Raw genomic sequence first — 20854 nt, 5'->3', positions numbered from 1 at the left:
AGATGCCCGAAGCCGGCGGGTGGACTGGAGGCATGCGGAAAGCCCGGGTGAGCGGCCTCCGAGCGTGCGTGCTGCTGCTCGCTGCAAGTCCCGTACTTGCAGCGGCCGACCCGTCACGGGCCACGACCGTGCAGGTCGCGGCGATGCGGATCCGTCACATGCTGGAACAGGTGCAACGGGTGCCGGGATCGTTTCCGGCGGTTTCCGCCGTTGTCGTCGAAGGTGACGCCACCCGGTTGCTCTACGTCAACGGCGAGGCGCATGCCGGCACCGGCGTGCGCGCCGATCACGCCACGCTGTTCTATGTTGCTTCGCAGACGAAGTCCTTCATGGGCCTGCTGGCGGCACAACTCGACGCGGAAGGCGTGCTTCCGCTCGACACGACGTTGGCCGGGATCTGGCCCGACCTGCATTTGCCGGCGCCGGCGGATCCGGCAGCGATCACCCTCGCGGATCTGCTTTCGCACCAGGAGCCGCTGACGACGGAAACGCTCAACCACCTGACCGCTTACGTGCGCACGGTGCCGGCGACGGACTATCCGGATCTGCTTGCGCACTACACCGAAGTGCGCAAGCCCGGGTTTCGCTACTCCAATCTCGGCGACCTGATCTACGGCGCGGCGCTGCAGGTGCGGACCGGGCGCAGTTGGCAGGACTGGCTGCACGGCGAAGTCCTGCAGCCGCTGGGATTGGCCGATGCGCTCACCGCGACCTCGACTGTCGCGCCGCGGCGGCTGGCGTGGAACCATCAGTGGGATGGCGAGCGCTGGCGCGCGCTGCCGCCCAAGCCCGATGCCTTGATGCACGCCGCTGGCGGGCTGGCACTTTCAGCGGACGACATGGCTCGCTGGACGCGCGTCAATCTGGCGCGGCTCTCGCCCTCCGGCACGCCGACCACGGCGAGCTTCGAGCGGGCGCAGCGGCCGATCGTCCACGCCGATCTGGCCGACCACGAAATCGACTGTGATGGCTACAGCCTCGGCTGGTACAGCTGCGGTTACCGGGGCGAGCGGGTGCTGATGCACCCGGGCTCCTATCCCGGCGTGGTGTCCGTGACCGTGCTGCTGCCGACGCGCCACGCGGGCTTGTCGCTGGTCATCAACAGTGACAGTGCCATCGAGGGGCTCGAACTGGAAACGATCAAGGCCTTCATCGGCCTGTCCACCGGCAAGGACGGCGAAGATGCGCGCCTGCGGAGGATCGTGATCGACTATCCGGCGCGCCTGGCGAAACTGGTGAAGCGGCGCGGCGATGCCATCGCCACGGCACGGGCGGATGCCAGGTGGGCCGGGTTCGCCTGGCGCCCGTCACTCCGCGAACTGGATGCACACGCCGGCGTGTTCGAAAGCCCTCGGCTGGGCACGCTGCGCGTGGAGCGTGACGGCGACGCGCTGGTGGCGATACTCGGTGCACAGCGCCTGCGCCTGCAGCCGGCGGCAGCGGGGCTGTTCGCAGCGTGGCCGCAGACGCTCGATCCGCCGGAGGAATTCCGCTACGACGCCGCCCGCGACGCGATCGACTGGAATGGCGACCGATTCGCGCGCAAGGCGCGCTCCCGCGGGGCGGCCCCGCCGCAGAGCCCGGCGAGGTCGACCAGGTGACCTTCGGTCATCGGACCGGATTCCCGGTTCCGGCGCCCCAGGCAGCGCGATCAGCCGCCGCTCGAGACACCGGCAGCGGTGCGGATCGTGGCGGGAAGCGGCATTGCCTTGCCGCTGACCGGATTCATCCACACCATCACCACGTGGCCGTCGCAATACAGGCGGCCGGCGTCATCGGCGTCGACGATGCGATGTGCGATCGTCATCGAGCTGGTGCCGAGGCGAGTGCAGCGCAGTTCGATGTGCAGTGAAGCAGGCCAGGGAATCGGGCGCCGATACTGCAGTTCGCTGGCGGCCAGCACCGGCATCGCGTCCTCGCTGAACCAGTCGCGCACATGCTGCAGCCATTGCAGCCGCGCCTCTTCCAGGTAGGTGAGGAAGTTGGAATTGTTGACGTGGTTGAACGCGTCGAGGTCGCGCCAGCGCACCCCGAGGGAGGCGACGAACAGCGGCGCATGGGACGCACCGGTTGCGCTTTCGGCGATGCCGGTCGATGAGTTGCTCATGAAGGTTTCTTCTTCTTTCCGCTGCCGCGCATCGGCTTGTACTTGTCGGCCGAGGCGATGTGCTTGGTGGCGGCCTTGACGCGCCCGGCGGTGCCGGGCTTTTTCGGCTTGGCCGGTTTCAGGTGCGGCGCGAGGAAATGGCCGGTGTGCGACCCGGGCGTGGCCGCCACGGTTTCCGGCGTGCCGGCAACCAGGATGCGGCCGCCGCCCGCGCCGCCTTCGGGGCCGAGGTCGACGACCCAGTCGGCGGTCTTGATCACGTCCAGGTTGTGTTCGATCACCACCACGGTGTTGCCCTGGTCGACCAGCTGATGCAACACGTCGAGCAACTGCTCGATGTCGTGGAAGTGCAGGCCGGTGGTGGGTTCGTCCAGAATGTAGAGCGTGCGGCCGGTGTCGCGCTTGGAGAGTTCCTTGGACAGCTTCACGCGCTGCGCCTCGCCGCCGGACAGCGTGGTCGCGCTCTGGCCCAGCTTGATGTAGTCGAGGCCCACGGCGCGCAGCGTGTCGAGCTTGCGCGCGATGGTCGGCACGTTCTCGAACAGCTTCAGCGCGTCCTCCACCGTCATGTCGAGCACGTCGGCGATGGTGTGGCCCTTGTACAGGATCTCCAGCGTCTCGCGGTTGTAGCGCTTGCCGTGGCAGACGTCGCAGGGCACGTAGACGTCGGGCAGGAAATGCATCTCCACCTTGATCATGCCGTCGCCTTCGCAGGCTTCGCAGCGGCCGCCGCGCACGTTGAAGCTGAAGCGGCCCGGCGTGTAGCCACGCGAACGCGCCTCGGGCACCTGCGAGAACATGTCGCGCAGCGGGGTGAACAGGCCGGTGTAGGTGGCCGGGTTGGAGCGCGGCGTGCGGCCGATCGGCGACTGGTCGATGTCGACCACCTTGTCGAACAGGTCCATGCCCGTGACGGACTTGTGCGGCGCTGCCTGCGTGCCGGCGCCATTCAGTTCGGCCGCGGCGAGGCGGAACAGGGTGTCGTTGACCAGGGTCGACTTGCCCGATCCGGACACGCCGGTGACGCAGGTGAACAGGCCGGCCGGAATCGCCAGGTCGACGTTCTTGAGGTTGTTGCCGCTGGCGCCTTTCAGGTGCAGCCACGACTCGTCGTCGATCGGCTGGCGGCGTTCCTTCGGTACCTCGATCGCGCGCGCGCCGGAGAGGAACTGGCCGGTGACCGAGCGTGGCGAGTCCAGCATGTCCTGCACGCTGCCCTGTGCCACGATCTCGCCGCCGTGCACGCCGGCGCCGGGGCCGATGTCGAGCACGTGGTCGGCCATGCGGATCGCGTCCTCGTCGTGCTCGACGACGATCACCGTGTTGCCGAGGTCGCGCAGGCGGGTCAGTGTGCCGAGCAGGCGCTCGTTGTCGCGCTGGTGCAGGCCGATCGAGGGCTCGTCCAGCACGTACATCACGCCGACCAGGCCGGCACCGATCTGCGAGGCAAGGCGGATGCGCTGTGCCTCGCCGCCGGAGAGCGAGTCGGCCTGGCGATCCAGCGTGAGGTAATTGAGGCCGACGTCGTTGAGGAAGGTCAGCCGCTCGCGGATTTCCTTGACGATCTTCACCGCGATCTCGCCGCGCCAGCCGGTGAGCTTCAGTTCTTCGAAGAACTGAAGCGCGTCGTCGATCGAACGATGGGTCAGCGATGGCAGCGCATGGTCGGCGACGAACACGTTGCGCGCCGAGCGGTTGAGTCGCTGGCCTTCGCAGACCGGGCAGGGCTGGTCGCTGATGTACTTGGCCAGCTCCTCGCGCACCGCGGCGGATTCGGTCTCCTTGTAGCGCCGTTCCAGGTTCGGCAGGATGCCCTCGAACGGATGTTCGCGGGTGACCTTGCCGCCGCGTTCGGTGATGTAGCGGAACGCGATGCGTTCCTTGCCGCTGCCGTACAGGATGGCCTTCTGGACGTCCACCGGAAGCTTCTGCCACGGGGCGTCCACGTCGAAGCCGTAGTGCGCCGCCAGCGACAGGATCAGCTGGAAATAGTGCGCGTTGCGCCGATCCCAGCCGCGCACCGCGCCGCTGGACAGCGCCAGCTCGGGATGGCCGACCACACGCGCGGCGTCGAACACCTGGGTCACCCCGAGGCCGTCGCAGGACGGGCAGGCGCCCACCGGCGAATTGAACGAGAACAGTCGCGGCTCCAGCTCGGGCAGCGAGTAGTCGCAGACCGGGCAGGAGTAGCGCGAGGACAGCAGCTGCTCCGTCGCGGACTGATCGTCCATGTTCGCCAGGATCACCAGCCCGTCGCCCAGCCGCAGCGCGGTCTCGAACGACTCGGCCAGGCGCTGCTTGATGTCGTCGCGCGGGCGGAAGCGGTCGACCACCACCTCGATGGTGTGCTTCTGGCGCAAGGTCAGCGGCGGCACCGCGTCGAGGTCGTACACCGCGCCGTCGACGCGGGCACGCACGAAGCCCTGCGCGCGCAACTGCTCGAACACCTGCACGTGCTCGCCCTTGCGCTCGCGGATCACCGGCGCCAGCAGCATGTAGCGGGTCTCCGCATCGAGCGCGAGCGTGGCGTCGACCATCTGGCTCACCGTCTGCGCTTCCAGCGGGATGCCGTGGTCGGGACAGCGCGGCGTGCCGACGCGGGCGTACAGCAGGCGCAGGTAGTCGTATACCTCGGTGATCGTGCCCACGGTGGAGCGCGGGTTGTGCGAGGTGGATTTCTGCTCGATCGAGATCGCCGGCGACAGGCCTTCGATGTGGTCGACGTCGGGCTTCTCCATCATCGACAGGAACTGGCGCGCGTACGCGGAAAGCGATTCCACGTAGCGGCGCTGGCCTTCGGCGTAGATCGTGTCGAAGGCCAGCGAGGATTTGCCCGAACCGGACAGGCCGGTGATCACGATCAGCTGATCGCGGGGCAGGTCGAGGTCGATGTTCTTGAGGTTGTGCGTGCGCGCACCGCGGATGCGTATGGTGTCCATGGACGCCGGATATGGGGGGGAACCATTACTATACCAAGGAGTTTTGATGGTTCAGTGTCGACGGCGTCAGGTGGCGGCCGGATTTGGCTCACCGTGCCGGCTGTGGCTAAATGCCGGTTTCACCCGTACGGAGGCAAGTCATGCACAAGTGGGCGGGAATCGCTGCCACCGCAGCGCTGGCGCTGGGCGCCGCCGGACAGGCCGTTGCCGCGCAGCCGAGCGAAAAGCAGGTGCGCGAACTGTTCGAGGTGATGCACATGGATCGCATGTTCGGGCAGATGAACACGCAGATGGTCACGGTGATGGGACAGGCCGTGCCCTGCGTTCCGGCGTCCTACTGGCAGGGTTTCATCGACGCCAGCGGCAGCCGGCAGTTGCTGGACCAGATGGTGCCGATCTACCAGCGCCATTTCACCGCCCAGGATGTGGCAGGTTTGCTGAAGTTCTATCGCTCCCCGCTGGGCCAGAAGGTGATCACCCAGATGCCGGTAACGATGGCCGAGGGCATGAAGGTGGGCCAGGCCTGGGGCCGCGAGCGCGGCCAGGCGATGATCAGGCAGCTGCAGCAGAAGGGCACGCTGGACGCCAATGGCCAGTGTCCGGCCAGTCCCGCGGCCGCGAAGCCGGCCGTGCCGGTGCCCGGGTCGGGCCACTGAACGGTTCACCGCGGGGGCCCCGGCAAGGCCGTTCGGGTCTGGCGTGGTCAGTAATTGACCAGCGCGGGGTCGCGTCGCTATAATCCGCGGTTCGCCAGACCGGAAAAGGGTCATGGCGATACCCAAGAGAATAACGACAGAAGGGCATTCCCATGAGTTATGCAGTCATCAAGACCGGTGGCAAGCAGTACCGCGTCATGCAGGGCGACGTCCTGCGCGTGGAACTGTTGACCGCCGAAGAGGGCGCCACGGTCAGCTTTGACCAGGTGCTGCTGGTCGGTTCGGGCGAGTCGGTCACCGTCGGTGCGCCGGTCGTCGAAGGCGCCACCGTCAGCGCCACCGTGCGCAAGCACGGCCGTGCCGACAAGATCCGCATCATCAAATTCCGCCGCCGCAAGCACTACAAGCGTCAGCAGGGTCACCGTCAGCATTTCACCGAAATCGAGATCACGGGCATCAACGCCTGAGCAACTGGAGCATTGAGTCATGGCACATAAAAAAGGCGTAGGTTCCAGCCGCAACGGTCGCGATTCGAACCCGAAATACCTCGGCGTCAAGATCTACGGTGGCCAGGCCATCGAAGCCGGCAACATCATCGTGCGTCAGCGCGGCACCCAGTTCCATCCGGGTGTGGGCGTGGGTCTGGGTCGTGACCACACCCTGTTCGCGCTGATCGACGGCACCGTCAAGTTTGCCATCCGTGGCGACAAGAACCGCCGTTTCGTCGACGTCGTCCAGGCGTAAGCCTGTCGCGATGCGATAGCGAAGGCCCCGCCTCGGCGGGGCTTTTGTTTTTGAAGCGGGGAACGGGGAACAGGGAACGGGGCATGCGCTTCCCGTACTCTGTAACTGTCGTTCCCCGTTCCCCGTTCCCCGTTCCCCGGACCCACCCATGAAATTCGTCGACGAAGCACACATCAAGGTTATGGCCGGTGACGGCGGCAATGGCTGCATCAGCTTCCGCCGCGAGAAGTTCATCCCGTTCGGCGGCCCCGATGGCGGCGACGGCGGCTTCGGCGGCTCGATCTGGCTGGTGGCCGACGAGGGCCTGAACACGCTGATCGACTTCCGCCACCAGCGCAGCTTCAAGGCGAAGCGCGGCGAGAACGGCATGGGCAGCCAGATGTACGGCAAGGGCGGCGAGGACACCACGATCCGCGTGCCGGTCGGCACCATGATCACCAATGTCGACACCGACGAGGTGATCGGCGACCTGACCAGCCACGGCCAGCGCATGCTGGTGGCCCAGGGTGGCAAGGGCGGACTGGGCAATATCCATTTCAAGACCTCGGTGAACCGGGCGCCGCGCAAGGCCACGCCGGGCACGCCGGGCGACGTGCGCGAGCTGAAGCTGGAACTGCGCCTGCTGGCGGATGTCGGCCTGCTCGGTTTCCCGAATGCCGGCAAGTCGACCTTCATCCGCGCGGTGTCGGCGGCGACGCCGCGGGTGGCGGATTATCCGTTCACCACCCTGCATCCGAACCTGGGCGTGGTCAGCCTGGGCACCGACCAGAGTTTCGTGATCGCGGACATCCCCGGCCTGATCGAAGGCGCCTCCGAAGGTGCCGGACTGGGCATCCAGTTCCTGCGCCACGTGTCGCGCACCAGCCTGTTGCTGCACATCGTCGACATCGCGCCGATCGACGGCTCCGACGTGGCCGGCCAGGTACGGGCGATCGAACAGGAGCTGGAGAAGTTCAACCCCGAATTGCTGGAGCGCCCGCGCTGGCTGGTGCTGAACAAGGCCGACCTGCTGGCCGAGGACGAACGCCAGGCAGCCGCCGAGAAGGTGGTCGCCGAGCTGGGCTGGACCGCGCCATGGTTCCTGGTTTCCGCCGCCACCCGCGACAACACCATGCCGGTCTGCCAGCAGGTGCAGCGCTTCTTCGAGTCCCAGCGCGAGGAGAACCGGGAGCGTACCGACATGTTGCCCAACGACGTGCGCCTGCGCGGGGAGCCGCCGCAGGACTGAACTGCGACGGCTCCGTCCTCCTCGCGGCCCGGGCTCCTGATCCAGATCAGGGGCCCGCTTGCATTCTGCTGCCAGAATGACGCCCGTTGCCCGCAGCGATGCCAGACCCGTGCCTTGTGGGGGGAGGACTTGAATGCGGGCTTTCTTGTCGCCATGGTTGATAATGATTATCAATCAACTTGATGAGGCATGCCCAAGCCATGAAAGCCCTGATGTCCACCGTGCTCGCCCTGATGCTGCCACTGCTGGCCAGCGCGACCGAGGTGCCCGGCTACACGTTGACCCTGAAAGACCACCGCTACCAGCCCGCCGAGCTGCATCTCCCCGCCAATACCCGGGTGAAAGTGGAACTGGTCAACCAGGACCCGTCACCGGAGGAATTCGAGAGCGATGATTTCCCGGCGGAGAAGATCGTGATGCCGAACAGCCGCATCAGCATCTTCATCGGTCCGTTCAAGCCGGGTCGTTACCGCTTCTACGGCGACTTCCACCAGCCCACCGCCCAGGGCACGCTGGTGGTGGAGTAGCGCCATGTGGGCCATCGCCTTGCTGGTATTTCGCGAAGTGCTGGAAGCGGCGCTGATCGTCACCGTGGTCGCCGCCGCCACCCGCGGGGTGTCGCGGCGCGGCTGGTTCGTCGGCGGTGGCATCGCGCTCGGCGTGCTGGGCGCGGTGCTGGTGGCGCTGTCGGCCAGCCTGCTGGCCGATGCCTTCAGCGGCGCGGGCCAGGAGTTGTTCAACGCGGGCATCCTGATCGCCGCCGTGCTGATGATCGGCTGGCACGTGTTGTGGATGTCCAGCCACGGGCGGGAGTTGAGCCGGCAGATGCAGGCACTGGGCACGGCCGTGCACCGCGGCGTCAGTTCGCTGGGCCTGCTGTTGCTGGTGGTGGCCCTGGCGGTGCTGCGTGAAGGTTCGGAAGTGGTGCTGTTCCTGTACGGCATGCGCGCCGGCGGCGCGGATCACCTGTGGGCCGGGCTGGCGCTTGGCGTGCTGGCCGGGGCCGCCGTGGGTTTCGGCCTGTATGCGGGCCTGCTGCGGATTCCGTTGCGCCACTTCTTCGGCGCCACCAACGCCATGCTGGTGCTGCTGGCTGCCGGTCTGGCCTCCAGCGCCGCACGCTACCTGATCCAGGCCGACCTGCTGCCGGCCTGGGGGCAGCCGTTGTGGGACAGCTCGTGGCTGCTCGGCAACGGTTCGCTGCTGGGCCAGACCGCCCACGTGCTGATCGGTTACGACGCCCGCCCGGCCGGCATGCAGATGGTCTTCCTCGCCATGACCCTGCTGGTGCTGTGGTGGGGCGCGCGCTTCATGCGGCGTCAGCAAACGCCGCGAGTCCGGCCCGGCACGACGCCGTCGCGCACCACGTCCGTTGACGATGCCGCATCGAACCTCGGTCAGCGAACGCTGGCCTGACCCCGGGGCTGCCTTCGCAGATCGGCCGTCCATGCCAGCATGGCTGCTGCCGCAATCACGTCACCGGACGACAGCAGGTCTGCGCCCAGGCCCGCGTTCAATACGGCGTGGAGCACCGGAATGGCCAATAGCAGCGCCAGTCGGACGTAGCCCGAGTTGAAGACCGCGTACCGGCTCGCGTGGTGGTACCAGTAGCGACGAACCGACAGCCACAAGGCCGGCGCGATGAGCACGAGTCCTGGACCGTCCTGCCCGACGGCGCCGAGCACCACGCCGGCAGCGCACAGGAGCGGCACCACGAACTTGCGCGCGGCGCGCGGTTCCCGTTCGATGTACCAGAGGACGAGCGCAGACCAGGCCATCCAGAGAGCCCACAGCGCACTGGGCACCATCACCACGCCGACCACGATCAGCATGGGGCGAAACGCGATGCTGTCGGTGCAGAGCAAGCTCAGCAGCGGCGCCAGCAGGATGCCAAGCAGCAGCATGCCCGTGCTGCGGACGCCACCCAGGATCAGCCGCGGACGAGTGACGCGCTGACGATTTGCCGCAGCCAGCCAGAACCCGAGCTGGGTGCGGTCGATCGTTTCGGGCAGGTCTTCCGGGTGGTTGTCGCTTACCTCGGCGACGAAGTTCGCGATGCGTTCGGGAATGACGAAATTCACACCCAGCCAGAGCACGCGCAGCCAGCGGAACGGGCGTTGCAACTGGCGCAGAACCCAGTGCGCCCGCCAGCGTTGCAGCGGCGTACGCAGTTCCAGCCGCGCGCCAAGACCTTCTTCGTCGCTGTCCTGCAGTTGCCAGGCCAGCCGAGAACGTCGCATGAGCTGCAGCAAGGCCAGCGGATCGTGGCCGGCCAGTGCGTGATCGAGATCGAAGAAGCGCAGCAGGGTCTCCATGCACTCGACCGGCATCGGCGGCGTCTGTTCGTGAAGCTCATTCAGCAGGTATCGGCCGACCCGCGTCTTGAGCTGCAGCGACCACAGTTCCTGGCGACCCGCCAGCCACGTCTGCAGTGCCGCGGTATCGCCGATCGAAGCCTGCACAAACACGGCGTTGCAGAAGGCGTCCAGGTCGAAACGAGGCGGCGCGGGTGGTTCGATGGCGGCCGGGAGATCCGGTGCGGCCGTGGCTGCCAAGGATGCGGAGGGCAAGGGCAGGGATGGCTCACGCATCGGCTCATGCGATGGTACGGACTCACGGACGGCCGCGGCCCGGCAATGGGCCAGCGCCGCCTGGTACGCGGCATGCAATTGCTGGAACCCTTGCGGGTCGTCGTCGGGGCGGGTGCCCCGCAACCGTTGGGCATACGCGCGCTTGATTGCGCGTTCGTCGGCGTCGGCGGCCAGTCCGAGCAGCTCGAACGGCGACATCAGGCCGACTCCAGGGTATCCAGCGCGCGGCCGAATTCGCGGCGATGCTCGCGGATGACCGCCTCGTCCTGGCTTTCCAGTGCGGTGCGGAAACGCGCGATCCATTCCTGCAGCTGGTCGCGTGCATGCAGGTGTTCCTCGTACAGGCGCTCGGCGCGGGCCAGCATGGCGAGGTTCTCCTGCTTGCTGCGTGGGTGGATCTTGAGGTCGTTCAGCGCCACCAGGCGTTCGCGGATCTGCTGCGCGTCGAGCAGGCCCGGATTTTGTTCCAGCAGCAGCTCGTAGCGGCGACCACTGGCGTGCACGTGCGCCTCGACCTGCAGTACGCCGTTGATGTCGTAGGTGAAGCGCACGGTCACCGCGTTCTCCGCGATCGACAGCATCGGGTCGATGTCCACCGTCAGCTCGCCCAGCTTGATGTTCTTCTCGACCAGCGGACTCTCGCCCTGATAGACGTCCAATTGCACTTGCCTTTGCCGCTCCTGGACCGGCCAGAACGTCTCCTCGCGGCTGACCGGCACCGTGCTGTTGCGCTGGATGACCGGCTCGAAGAAGCCGGTCACGGCGCGTCCCTGTTCGTCGCGGCGCGCCACTTCGGTACCCAGCGAATACGGGCAGACGTCGGTGAGGATGATCTCGTCCAGGCGCTGGTCGCGCGACTTCAGCCCGGCCGCGATGCAGGCGCCCAGCGCGATGGCCTGGTCGGGGTTCACGTGACGCAGCGGCAACCGGCCGAACATGCGCGACACCGTGCGGGCGACCAGCGGCATGCGACTGGCGCCGCCGACCAGCACGATCTCGTCCAGCTGTTCCGGTTTCAGCCGGGCATCGCGCATCGCCCGCTCCAGCGGTGCGCGCATGCGCTGCACCAGCGGATCGGCCAGCCGGTTGAAACGTTCCTCGTCGATCCGCCAGTCCAGTTGCCGGTCGCCCAGCGGGAATTCGATGCGTGCATGACCTTCGCTGCCCAGCGTGCGCTTGGCCAACTCCAGCCGCCGTCGCAGCTGGCCGCGCTGGCTGGCGTCCAGCGCGTCGTCGGCGAGTTTCAGGTCGGCGCGGCAGGTCTGCTCCAGCAGGTCGAGGAAGTCCTCGCCGCCGAGGAAGTTGTCGCCGGCGCTGGCATGGACTTCGACCACGCCCTCGAACATCTCCAGCACCGACACGTCGAAGGTGCCGCCACCGAGGTCGAAGACCAGGAAGCGGGCGCCGTCGGATTGCTCGCGCAGGCCGTAGGCCAGCGCGGCAGCGGTCGGTTCGTTGATCAGCCGCTCGACGCGGATGCCGGCCAGCTCGCCGGCGGCGCGGGTGGCCTTGCGCTGGGCGTCGGAGAAATACGCCGGCACGCTGATGACGGCCTCGCTGACCTTTTCCCCCAGCGCCGCTTCGGCATCGGCGAGCAGCGAGCGCAGGATCAGCGCGGACAGTTCTTCCGGGCGGAAGCCGTGCGTGCCCAGCCGGGTCTCCCGCGAGGTGCCCATCCAGCGCTTGAAACTGGCCACGCTCCTCTGCGGATGGCTGACCAGGCGGTCGCGGGCCGGCTGACCGACGATCACCTGGCCGGCCTCGTCGACGCTGACCACCGAGGGCGTGAGGAACTCGCCCAGCGCATTCGCGAACAGCCGCGGCCCCGTTTCGTCGTAACAGCCGATCAACGAATGCGTGGTGCCCAGATCGATACCGACAATCATCCCTGACTTCCCCTGTGAAGTCGTTGTGCGTGACGGCAAAGCTTACATGCGGAACACGCCGTAACGCTGCGGCTCGATCGGTGCGTTCATCGACGCGGAGATGGCCAGGCCCAGCACCCGCCGCGTGTCGACCGGGTCGATGATGCCGTCGTCCCACAGGCGGGCGCTGGCGTAGTACGGATGGCCCTGGCGCTCGTACTGCTCGCGCAGCGGCGCCTTGAAGGCTTCCTCCTCGGCGGCCGACCACTCGCCACCCTTCGCCTCGATGCCGTCGCGCTTGACCGTGGCCAGCACGCTGGCGGCCTGCTCGCCGCCCATCACGCTGATGCGCGCGTTCGGCCACATCCACAGGAACCTTGCTCCATAAGCCCTGCCGCACATCGCATAGTTGCCGGCGCCGAAGCTGCCGCCGATCACCACGGTGAACTTCGGCACGTGCGAGCAGGCCACCGCGGTGACCATCTTGGCGCCGTCCTTGGCGATGCCGGCCTGCTCGTACTTCTTGCCGACCATGAAGCCGGTGATGTTCTGCAAAAACACCAGCGGCACGTTGCGCTGGTTGCACAGCTCGATGAAGTGCGCGCCCTTGAGCGCGCTCTCGGCGAACAGGATGCCGTTGTTGGCGACGATGCCCACCGGGTAGCCGTGGATGTGCGCAAAGCCGCAGACCAGGGTCTTGCCGTAGCGCGCCTTGAACTCGTGGAACTCCGAGCCGTCGACGATGCGCGCGATCACCTCGCGGATGTCGAACGGACGGCGGGTGTCGGCGGGAATCACCCCGTACAGTTCCTCGGCCGGGTACTTCGGTTCGACCGGCGCACGCAGGGCCAGCGGCATCGGCTTGTTGCGGTTGAGGTGGCCGACGATGTCGCGGGCGATCGCCAGCGCGTGGGCGTCATTCTCGGCATAGTGGTCGGCCACCCCGGAAATGGACGTATGGACGTCTGCGCCGCCCAGCGTTTCGGCGTCCACCACCTCGCCGGTGGCGGCCTTCACCAGCGGCGGTCCGCCGAGGAAGATCGTGCCCTGTTCGCGCACGATGATGGTCTCGTCGCTCATCGCCGGCACGTAGGCACCGCCGGCGGTGCAGCTGCCCATCACCACCGCGATCTGCGGGATGTTCAGCGCGGACATCCGCGCCTGGTTGTAGAAGATCCGGCCGAAATGCTCCTTGTCCGGGAACACCTCGTCCTGCAACGGCAGGAAGGCGCCGCCGGAGTCGACCAGGTAGACGCAGGGCAGGCGGTTCTCCAGCGCCACTTCCTGCGCGCGCAGGTGTTTCTTCACGGTCATCGGAAAATAGGTGCCGCCCTTGACCGTGGCGTCATTGGCGACCACCACCACCTCGGTGCCGTTGACCCGGCCGATGCCGGTGATCACGCCGGCGGCGGGGGCGGCATCGTCGTACATGCCGTGCGCCGCCAGCGGCGACAGTTCCAGAAACGGCGAGCCCGGGTCGAGCAGTGCGCGGATGCGCTCGCGCGGCAGCAGCTTGCCGCGGGCAACGTGCTTCTCGCACGCCTTGGCGCCTCCACCTTCCGCGCTGCGGGCCAGTTCGCGCTGCAGGTCTTCGACCACGGTGCGCAACTGCTGGCTGCTGGCCTGGAATTCGGGCGAACGCGGATCGATCTGCGATGCAATGACGCTCATGGATGGAAGCTCACGGTCGGTTCCCGTCGGGGACAAACCATGGATGATAGCGGGGCGTCGTGCCACCACCAAAAGAATCCGTGCAGCGGGTTAATCACGGGCCAAAAAAAACGGTCGCACGAGGCGACCGTTTCTTTAATGCAGAACCGAGAGGGATCAGTGACCCTTCATCGCGTCCTTGGCCTTGTCGGCAGCATCCTTGGCGTTGCCAGCGGCGTCCTTCGCAGCGTCGGCAGCCTTGTCGGCGGCGTCGGCAGCGTTGCCGGCGGCGTCCTTGGCCTGCGACATGGCGTCCTTCGCAGCGTCGGTGTTGGCCGGAGCAGCGGCGGAAGCCGCGACGGCAGCCTGTGCAGCCTGGTCGGCGGCCTGGCCAGCTGCGTCAGCAGCGGTCTTGGCCTGGTCTGCAGCCTGCTCAGTCGCCGGGGTCGGAGCCGCCGCGGCAGCCTGCTGCGCCGTATCGGCAGCCTGCTGTGCGGTATCAGCCGACTTCTGGGCGTCCTGCGCGGAATCCTGCGCGCCGTTGCTGCATGCCGCCAACAGCGCGACGAGCGCGGCGGCGAGTAGGGTACGCGTAAACTTCATGGTGGATCTCCTTTGCCGTGGAATGCCGTTTGGCCGTGTATTAATAACGCTTTCGTGGACATTGCGCCAGATGTTTATGGCGACCCTTCAGTGCGTATTAAAAACAGATTTAACCGGCCGTCATGTGAATATTGCGCGACAGTGGCCGGCCGGCCTCCGGATCAGTCAATCGATTCGATCGCGATGGCGGTCGCCTCACCGCCGCCGATGCACAGGGAAGCCACGCCGCGCTTCAGGCCACGCACCTTCAGCGCGTTCAGCAGGGTCACCACCAGCCGTGCACCGCTGGCGCCGATCGGGTGGCCGAGCGCGCAGGCACCGCCGTTGACGTTGAGCTTGTCGTGCGGAATGCCCAGCTCCTTCATCGGCGTCATCGCGACCACGGCGAACGCCTCGTTGATCTCGAACAGGTCCACGTCCTCGACCTTCCAGCCGGCCTTGTCCAGCACCTTCTGGATCGCGCTGACCGGCGCCGTGGTGAACCACTGCGGCTCCTGCGCATGGGTGGCGTGCGCCACGATCCGCGCCAGCGGCTTCAGTCCCCGCTTGTTCGCGTCGTCGGCGGAAAGCAGCACCACCGCCGCGGCGCCGTCGGAAATGCTGGAGGAGCTGGCCGCGGTGATCGTGCCGTTCTCCTTGCGGAAGGCGGGCTTCAGCGTGGGGATCTTCGCCACGTCGGAACGACCCGGCTGCTCGTCGGTATCGACGATCACGTCACCCTTGCGGCCGCTCACCGTGACCGGGGCGATCTCGTCGGCGAAGGCGCCATTCTGCTGGGCCGCCTTGGCCCGGTTGACCGACTCGATCGAGAACGCGTCCTGCTCTTCGCGGGTGAAGTGGTACTTGTCGGCGCACAGTTCGCCGAACACGCCCATCGCCTTGCCGTCGTAGGGGTTGGTCAGGCCGTCCCAGGCCATGTGGTCGACCAGCTGGCCATCGCCATAGCGGATGCCGGTGCGGGCGTTGACCATGTGCGGCGCATTGGTCATCGACTCCATGCCGCCGGCCACCACCACGTTGGCCGAGCCCGCCTTGATCAGGTCATGGCCGAGCATGATCGCCTTCATGCCCGAGCCGCACACCTTGTTGATGGTGGTGCAGCCGGTGCCGACCGGCAGGTCCGCGCCCAGCGCCGCCTGGCGCGCCGGTGCCTGGCCGAGGTTGGCGGGAAGCACGCAACCCATGATCACTTCGCTGACGTCGGCCGGAGCCACGCCGGACTGCTGCAGTGCCGCGCGAATGGCGACGGAACCGAGCTTCGGGGTGGGGACGCCGGTGAACTGGCCCAGGAACGAGCCGATCGCTGTGCGCTTCGAACCGACGATGACGACGCTGACATCCGACATGGACAACTCCGCTTGCAAGACTTCGGTGGGGCGCGAACGCCTGAAAGGAAACTCGACGATTATCGCAGTCCGCCGGGAGGCTGGGCAAACCGCGACGAATCCTTGAGGCGCAAGGGCTTGCGTGTGTTTCATTGGAATTTCGTTGTGCGAAGATGCGTGCGGGGACTGCGCCGGGTGGCGGCTGCACCGACGGCGGTCAGATCGAAGCGCGCGTGCGGGGGGCGGGATGAACAGACTCGATTCGGTTTTGCGGCGCCGCGAGTTGGCGCTGCTGGTGGCGGTGGCCTTGGGCCTGAGCGCCTGCGGCGGTGGCGGCAACGTCAGGCCGACGCCGCCCCCGACGGTACCGAGTTCGCCGCCACCCACCACCTCGAACAACCAGCCGCCGCTGGATGCCCAGCTTGCGCTCACCAACACGTACGGGGCACACAGCCTGGGCTACACGGGTGTCGGGGTGACCATCGGCGTAGTGGACAGCGGCATCATGCGGAACCATCCCGCGCTGGCCGGACGGGTGCGGCAGGAACTGGTCTATGTCGATCCCTCGGTCAACAACACGGCGATCGACGACGTCGTCGGCCACGGCACCTGGGTCTCGCAGATTGCCGCCGGCCAGGCGTTCGATCAGTTTCCCGGCGGCATCGCGCCGGGCGCCAGCCTGGTGTCGGCGCGAATCATCAGCGATGTCACGCCCAAGGACGACGGCTCGGGCAAGGGCAACGAAGTCACTGCCGCCGATGCCGACTTCTTCGCGCAGACGCTCAACCCCGCCCTGATCAATGCCGGTGTGCAGGTGATGAACAACTCCTGGGGTGGCATCTACTGGGACACCGCCAACGCCAGCATCAACCAGGCCTTCGCCCAGGCCTACCAGCCGTTCGTGGTGCAGCATGGCGGGCTGGTGGTGTTTGCCGCGGGCAACGACTCGCGCAGCGATCCCAGCGACATCGCCGCCTTGCCCAGCCTGGCGCCGCAACTGGAGGCGGGCTGGCTGGTCGCGGTAGCCGTCGACAGCAATCATCCGACCCAGTTGGCCAGCTATTCCAATGCGTGTGGCAAGGCGATGAGTTACTGCCTTGCCGCGCCGGGTGACGTGATCGTCAGCGACAAGGATACGGTGGCGGGCACCAAACCGACCTACTGGATCGTGAGCGGAACGTCGTTCGCGGCACCGGAGGTGTCTGGCGCCGCGGCCCTGGTGTGGCAGGCGTTTCCGTATTTCAGCAACGACCTGGTGAGGCAGACCCTGCTCGGCACGGCCAACGATCTTGGCGCACGCGGTCCCGATGCAACGTTTGGCTACGGCATGCTCAATACATTCAGGGCGGTCAACGGGCCAGCCAGGTTCGACTGGGGCGATGTCACGGTCAATTTCAATGGCACCTCGACCTGGGGCAACGCGATCTCCGGCGCTGGCGGGTTGATCAAGCAGGGGCCGGGCAGGCTCAACCTCTGGGGCGGCAGCAGCACCTATACCGGCCTCACCCGGATCGAGGGGGGCACGCTCGCCGTGGCCGGGTTGAGCAGCCCCGTCGAGATCGGCGCCCAGGGCACCTTGATGTCCGGCGACACGCCGCAGAATCCCGTCGGCTTCACGGTTTACAACAACGTGACCAACGCCGGCGTCCTGGTGGCAAGTCAGGGAGACGTCTATCTCAGCGGCAACTACGTGCAGCAGGACAATGGTCGACTGGCGGTATCGCTGGGGTCGCAGTTGCACGTCAATGGCACGGCCACCCTGTCTGGCGGCGACCTCTACGTGTATGGCGCCAACACCGGCTACACGCTCGACTCGCACACCACGGTCCTGACTGCCAGCGGCGGTCTCACGGGGGCGTTTTCGGCGTTGAACACCGCGCCCAGCGTGGTGCTGACCGCCACGCTGGGCTATGACGCCACCAGCGCCTGGCTGGACGTGCAGCAGGTGAACCTGAGCCAGATCCAGGGCCTGCCTTACACCGCGGCGAGCTATGGCGCCGCGCTGCGCACGCAGGACGCGTTCGCGCAGATCAACACCCAATTGCAGGGCGCCAGTGGCGGGACACCCGTCGGCGCCAGCTTCATCGCTGGCGCCGCAAGCCTGCAGCACGCCGTTACCACCGACGTGATGCAGCGTTCGCTGACCAGCCTCTCCGGCCAGTTGCACGCGGCCAGCGCGGCGATGACGTTCGAGGCGATCGATGCCGGTACGCGGGCGTTGTCCGATCGCTTCGACAGCCTGCTCGACGCACCGGCCGTGGGTGGCTGGACGCAGAACCTCGGCTATCACGGCGGCCTGTCGCGCAGTGGCTACGACAGCGTCGGCTATGACCTTGGCGGCGCGCTGGTCGGACAGGACTATCGCGTCGACGGCAACGGCATCGTCGGTTACGCGCTGGGCCAAAGCCAGGGCCTGGGGCGGCTGGCCGAGCGTGCGGACCAGGGCTACAGCCATGCGCTGGAAGCGATGCTGTATGGCGGCGTGATCCATGGCTCGTGGTACACGATGGGCCGCTTCGGCATCGGCAGCTACCGCGAAACCATGCGCCGTCAGCTGCAGCTCGGCGATCAGTTCGCCGGCGTGGCCAGCGACGGCAACGGTCGTTACGGCGTGGCTTACGGCGAAAGCGGCTATCGCCTGGCGCTGGGCCGCACGCAGGTCACACCCTACATGAACCTGCAATATGCGCAGATCCAGCGCGACGGTTTCAACGAGCGGGGCGCCTACGGCTTTGGCCTGAAATCGGCGGCTCAGACCACGGCGCGCTGGCAGGCCGGCGCGGGCCTGCGGGCCACGCGTGACTGGGCCTTGCCCGGTGGCGGCAGCCTCAGCCTGCAGGGACGCGTGTCGTGGCAGCAGTCATTCGGCGTGCGTGGCGAAGTGTTCGACGCGAGCTTCAGCGGCATCGACCAGTTCGCGCCGGTCGGCGGCATCGGGCTGTCGCGTTATGGTGGCGTGCTCGGCACCACGCTGGACTGGCGCATGGGCCCGCGCGCAAGCCTGCAGATGGGCTACGACGAGTATCTCGGTCAGCGACAGCAGGCCAGGATGGCCACGGCGAACTTCCGTCTGGACTTCTGAGCGACGCCCGCCGACGTCAGACCAGCACGACCTGCACGCCGGCGGCGCGCAGTGCCTCGACGGTTTCGGCCGGCGCGCTGGTGTCGGTGATCACGATGTCGAGGTTCTTCACCGGCGTGATCACCGACAGGCTGCGTTGGCCCAGCTTGCTGGCATCGAGCACGGCAATGGTCTGGCGCGAGACGCGGATCATCAGCGCGTTCAATGCCGCCTCGAGCGGATCGGGCGTGGTTACGCCCACCTCCGGATCGAGGCCGTCGACGCCGAGGAACAGGCGATCCGCGGAAAGTTTGGCCAGCGCCTGCTCGGCATCCGGGCCGACCAGTGAATACGAAGTCTGCCGAAGCATGCCACCCAGCATCATCACGCGAATCTGCGGCAGGCCGGACAGCTCCATCGCGATATTCAGCGCGTTGGTGATCACCGTGAGCGATTCGAACTTCAGCTGGCGGATCTGCCGGGCGATCTCCACCGTGGTCGAGCCGGAGTCGAGGATGATCGTCTCGCCGTCCCGGATCATTTTCGCCGCGGCCTGGCCGATGCGCAGCTTCTGCGCGTGCCAGCGGGTTTCCTTGATATTGAGCGGGGTGTCGTTCGTTGCTGGCGCAGCCGGCAAGGCACCGCCATGCGAGCGGGCGATTGCCGAGCTGCGCGCGAGCGCGTCCAGGTCTGCACGGATGGTGACGGTGGAGGTGCCGAAGCGGGTTGCCAGCTCCTCCACCGTGGCGCGCCCCTGCTGTTCGACCAGTTCGACGATCAGGCGGCGACGTTCTTCGACCAGCAGGCGGCGGGAGGCGACGGGGGTTTCACTCATGGGCGATTTTCAGAATTCGGGCAGCGTTGTCATGGTAAACCTTGCGCAGCACTTCGTCCGACAGGGCGAGTCCGTAGATCGACCAGCGACCCTGCGGCGGCGTCGGCGCCGGTGCGTAATCGAAGTATTCGTCTTCGGTTTCCAGGAAGCGGTAGTAGATCTCGTAGAGCTCGTCGCCGAACAGCTGCTGCGGCACGTCGTCCCCGTACGGTGATGGTACCGCGTCGGTGCCGAACATGATCCGGTCCTGGTAACGGTCAAAGAAGCGTTGCGCGATGCGTGGCTGGCGACCCAGCTCGCCGATGCGGGCGCTGATGTCGATCACCGTGTTGGGGAAGCGGTCGAGGCAGGCGGCCACGGCGGCGAGGTTTTCCGCGTTGTTGCCCACGTGAAGCAGGGCGAACGTGGTCTTCGGATGGCGTGCGATCAGGCGGTCGCGCGCGGCGAGCAACTCCGCATTGCCGGGGAACTCCGGACCGTAGAACGACCAGTCCGGATGATTGGCCAGTTCCTCATAGCGCTCGTTGTTCTCGTCGGTAGGCAGGAAGAATGCCTCCGGGTCGGAGACGTGCAGGAATACCGGCAGGTCGTGGGCCGCACAGGCTTCCCACATCGGATCGAAGCGGCGGTCGTCCACCGCCACCAGCGGGCCTTCATCGATCCGCTCGCGCAAGTAGAGGCCCAGCGTCTTCAACAGTTTCAGTCCGCGCGCGCCGACATGTTTGGCATGTTCGATCGCATCTCCCTGCAACTGCGCGTAGTTCGGTTCGGCAAAATATTCGTATGACGGTTCGGTGAGGGTGAGGAAACGACCGGGTGCGGCCTGGTCGAAGCTGCGGATGCTCTTTTCCAGGCCGGCGCCGACACCCCCGGTGAGGTTCACCAGGGTACGGATGCCCTTGCGGTCCATCACCGGCAGCAGGTCCTCGGGCCGGGCGAACAAGGTCACTTCTTCGCCCACCGAGATGCCATTGCGCACGTTGCTCGACCAGCTCAGGTGCGCGTGCACATCGATGACCGGATAACGCGGTTGCTCGACGCGCGTCTTCGGTACCTGCAGCATGCTGCGCGGCTGGAAGTCCTTCAGTCGCAACCCGCTCTTGCCAGCGTCAGGCCGGGTTTGCAGGGGATTCTTGCTGCCCTCGGTGCGCACCGTACCGGCGCCGCCGGGCGGCGCGCAGCACAGGCAGCCGGCCTGCATCAGGAATTGCGATCGGGAGGAACTGTCGCTCATCGGGTTGCGTGCCTCG

At 66.9% G+C, this 20854-nt stretch carries 17 protein-coding genes; 8 read left to right on the top strand and 9 right to left on the bottom strand.

Features of this window, described 5'->3' with window-relative positions; genetic code table 11:
• Positions 1 to 47 precede the first annotated feature (47 nt).
• Positions 48 to 1601, top strand: a complete 1554-nt coding sequence (locus ABNK63_RS10765; RefSeq protein WP_350015613.1) for a serine hydrolase domain-containing protein — start codon at positions 48 to 50, stop codon at positions 1599 to 1601.
• Positions 1602 to 1651: 50 nt separating this feature from the next.
• Here the strand turns inward: ABNK63_RS10765 and ABNK63_RS10760 are convergent, their stop codons facing one another.
• Together ABNK63_RS10760 and uvrA are read right to left on the bottom strand one after the other, a co-directional pair.
• Entirely contained in the window at positions 1652 to 2107 is a 456-nt protein-coding gene (locus tag ABNK63_RS10760) for a thioesterase family protein (RefSeq protein ID WP_350015612.1), read from the bottom strand.
• Positions 2104 to 5046, bottom strand: coding sequence for an excinuclease ABC subunit UvrA (uvrA, locus tag ABNK63_RS10755; RefSeq protein ID WP_007806112.1), 2943 nt, complete (start codon positions 5044 to 5046; stop codon positions 2104 to 2106). The genes ABNK63_RS10760 and uvrA overlap by 4 nt, the downstream gene beginning before the upstream one ends.
• A 140-nt stretch (positions 5047 to 5186) precedes the next feature.
• Here uvrA and ABNK63_RS10750 point away from each other — a divergent pair, with 140 nt between their 5' ends.
• From ABNK63_RS10750 to ABNK63_RS10725, 6 genes are all read left to right on the top strand, one after another.
• On the top strand, positions 5187 to 5702 hold the full coding sequence (locus ABNK63_RS10750) for a DUF2059 domain-containing protein (protein WP_350015611.1): 516 nt from the start codon (positions 5187 to 5189) through the stop codon (positions 5700 to 5702).
• A gap of 152 nt (positions 5703 to 5854) precedes the next feature.
• Positions 5855 to 6169, top strand: a complete 315-nt coding sequence (gene rplU, locus ABNK63_RS10745) for a 50S ribosomal protein L21 (RefSeq protein ID WP_007806107.1) — start codon at positions 5855 to 5857, stop codon at positions 6167 to 6169.
• 19 nt (positions 6170 to 6188) lie between these two features.
• Entirely contained in the window at positions 6189 to 6446 is a 258-nt protein-coding gene (gene rpmA / locus ABNK63_RS10740) for a 50S ribosomal protein L27 (protein WP_007806105.1), read from the top strand.
• A gap of 148 nt (positions 6447 to 6594) precedes the next feature.
• Positions 6595 to 7674: an Obg family GTPase CgtA gene (cgtA, locus tag ABNK63_RS10735; protein ID WP_350015610.1), complete on the top strand. Its 1080-nt coding sequence runs from the start codon at positions 6595 to 6597 to the stop codon at positions 7672 to 7674.
• A gap of 200 nt (positions 7675 to 7874) precedes the next feature.
• On the top strand, positions 7875 to 8201 hold the full coding sequence (locus ABNK63_RS10730; RefSeq protein ID WP_040672893.1) for a cupredoxin domain-containing protein: 327 nt from the start codon (positions 7875 to 7877) through the stop codon (positions 8199 to 8201).
• A 4-nt stretch (positions 8202 to 8205) separates the two neighbouring features.
• Positions 8206 to 9090 (top strand): FTR1 family protein, encoded by an 885-nt coding sequence (locus ABNK63_RS10725; protein WP_350015609.1) that lies wholly within the window; start codon positions 8206 to 8208, stop codon positions 9088 to 9090.
• On the opposite strand, the gene ABNK63_RS10720 is transcribed toward ABNK63_RS10725, so the two are convergent.
• The 5 genes from ABNK63_RS10720 to ABNK63_RS10700 all read right to left on the bottom strand — a co-directional run bounded on the left by ABNK63_RS10720 (position 9072) and on the right by ABNK63_RS10700 (position 15729).
• Positions 9072 to 10463 carry a J domain-containing protein gene (locus ABNK63_RS10720; RefSeq protein WP_350015608.1) on the bottom strand — a complete coding sequence of 464 codons (1392 nt, stop codon included), beginning with the start codon at positions 10461 to 10463 and terminating at the stop codon, positions 9072 to 9074. The genes ABNK63_RS10725 and ABNK63_RS10720 overlap by 19 nt on opposite strands.
• Positions 10463 to 12151, bottom strand: a complete 1689-nt coding sequence (locus tag ABNK63_RS10715; protein ID WP_350015607.1) for a molecular chaperone HscC — start codon at positions 12149 to 12151, stop codon at positions 10463 to 10465. The genes ABNK63_RS10720 and ABNK63_RS10715 overlap by 1 nt, the downstream gene beginning before the upstream one ends.
• Before the next feature lie 42 nt (positions 12152 to 12193).
• Entirely contained in the window at positions 12194 to 13801 is a 1608-nt protein-coding gene (locus ABNK63_RS10710) for a carboxyl transferase domain-containing protein (RefSeq protein WP_007806094.1), read from the bottom strand.
• Positions 13802 to 13957: 156 nt separating this feature from the next.
• A complete protein-coding gene (locus ABNK63_RS10705) occupies positions 13958 to 14383 on the bottom strand; it encodes a hypothetical protein (RefSeq protein ID WP_007806092.1) in 426 nt (141 codons plus the stop codon).
• Positions 14384 to 14544: 161 nt separating this feature from the next.
• Entirely contained in the window at positions 14545 to 15729 is a 1185-nt protein-coding gene (locus ABNK63_RS10700) for an acetyl-CoA C-acyltransferase (protein WP_350015606.1), read from the bottom strand.
• Positions 15730 to 15955: 226 nt separating this feature from the next.
• Here ABNK63_RS10700 and ABNK63_RS10695 point away from each other — a divergent pair, with 226 nt between their 5' ends.
• Positions 15956 to 18790, top strand: a complete 2835-nt coding sequence (locus ABNK63_RS10695; protein ID WP_350015605.1) for a S8 family serine peptidase — start codon at positions 15956 to 15958, stop codon at positions 18788 to 18790.
• A 16-nt stretch (positions 18791 to 18806) separates the two neighbouring features.
• On the opposite strand, the gene agaR is transcribed toward ABNK63_RS10695, so the two are convergent.
• Complete coding sequence (agaR, locus tag ABNK63_RS10690) at positions 18807 to 19604, bottom strand: transcriptional repressor AgaR (protein ID WP_007806087.1); 798 nt, start codon at positions 19602 to 19604, stop codon at positions 18807 to 18809.
• On the bottom strand, positions 19597 to 20838 hold the full coding sequence (locus ABNK63_RS10685) for an amidohydrolase family protein (RefSeq protein WP_350015604.1): 1242 nt from the start codon (positions 20836 to 20838) through the stop codon (positions 19597 to 19599). Before ABNK63_RS10685 ends, agaR begins: the two co-directional genes overlap by 8 nt.
• Positions 20839 to 20854 lie beyond the last annotated feature (16 nt).

Source organism: Rhodanobacter sp. IGA1.0 (assembly GCF_040208325.1).
Classification (GTDB): Bacteria; Pseudomonadota; Gammaproteobacteria; order Xanthomonadales; family Rhodanobacteraceae; genus Rhodanobacter; species Rhodanobacter spathiphylli.
This window is presented reverse-complemented; position numbering and strand designations above follow the sequence as displayed.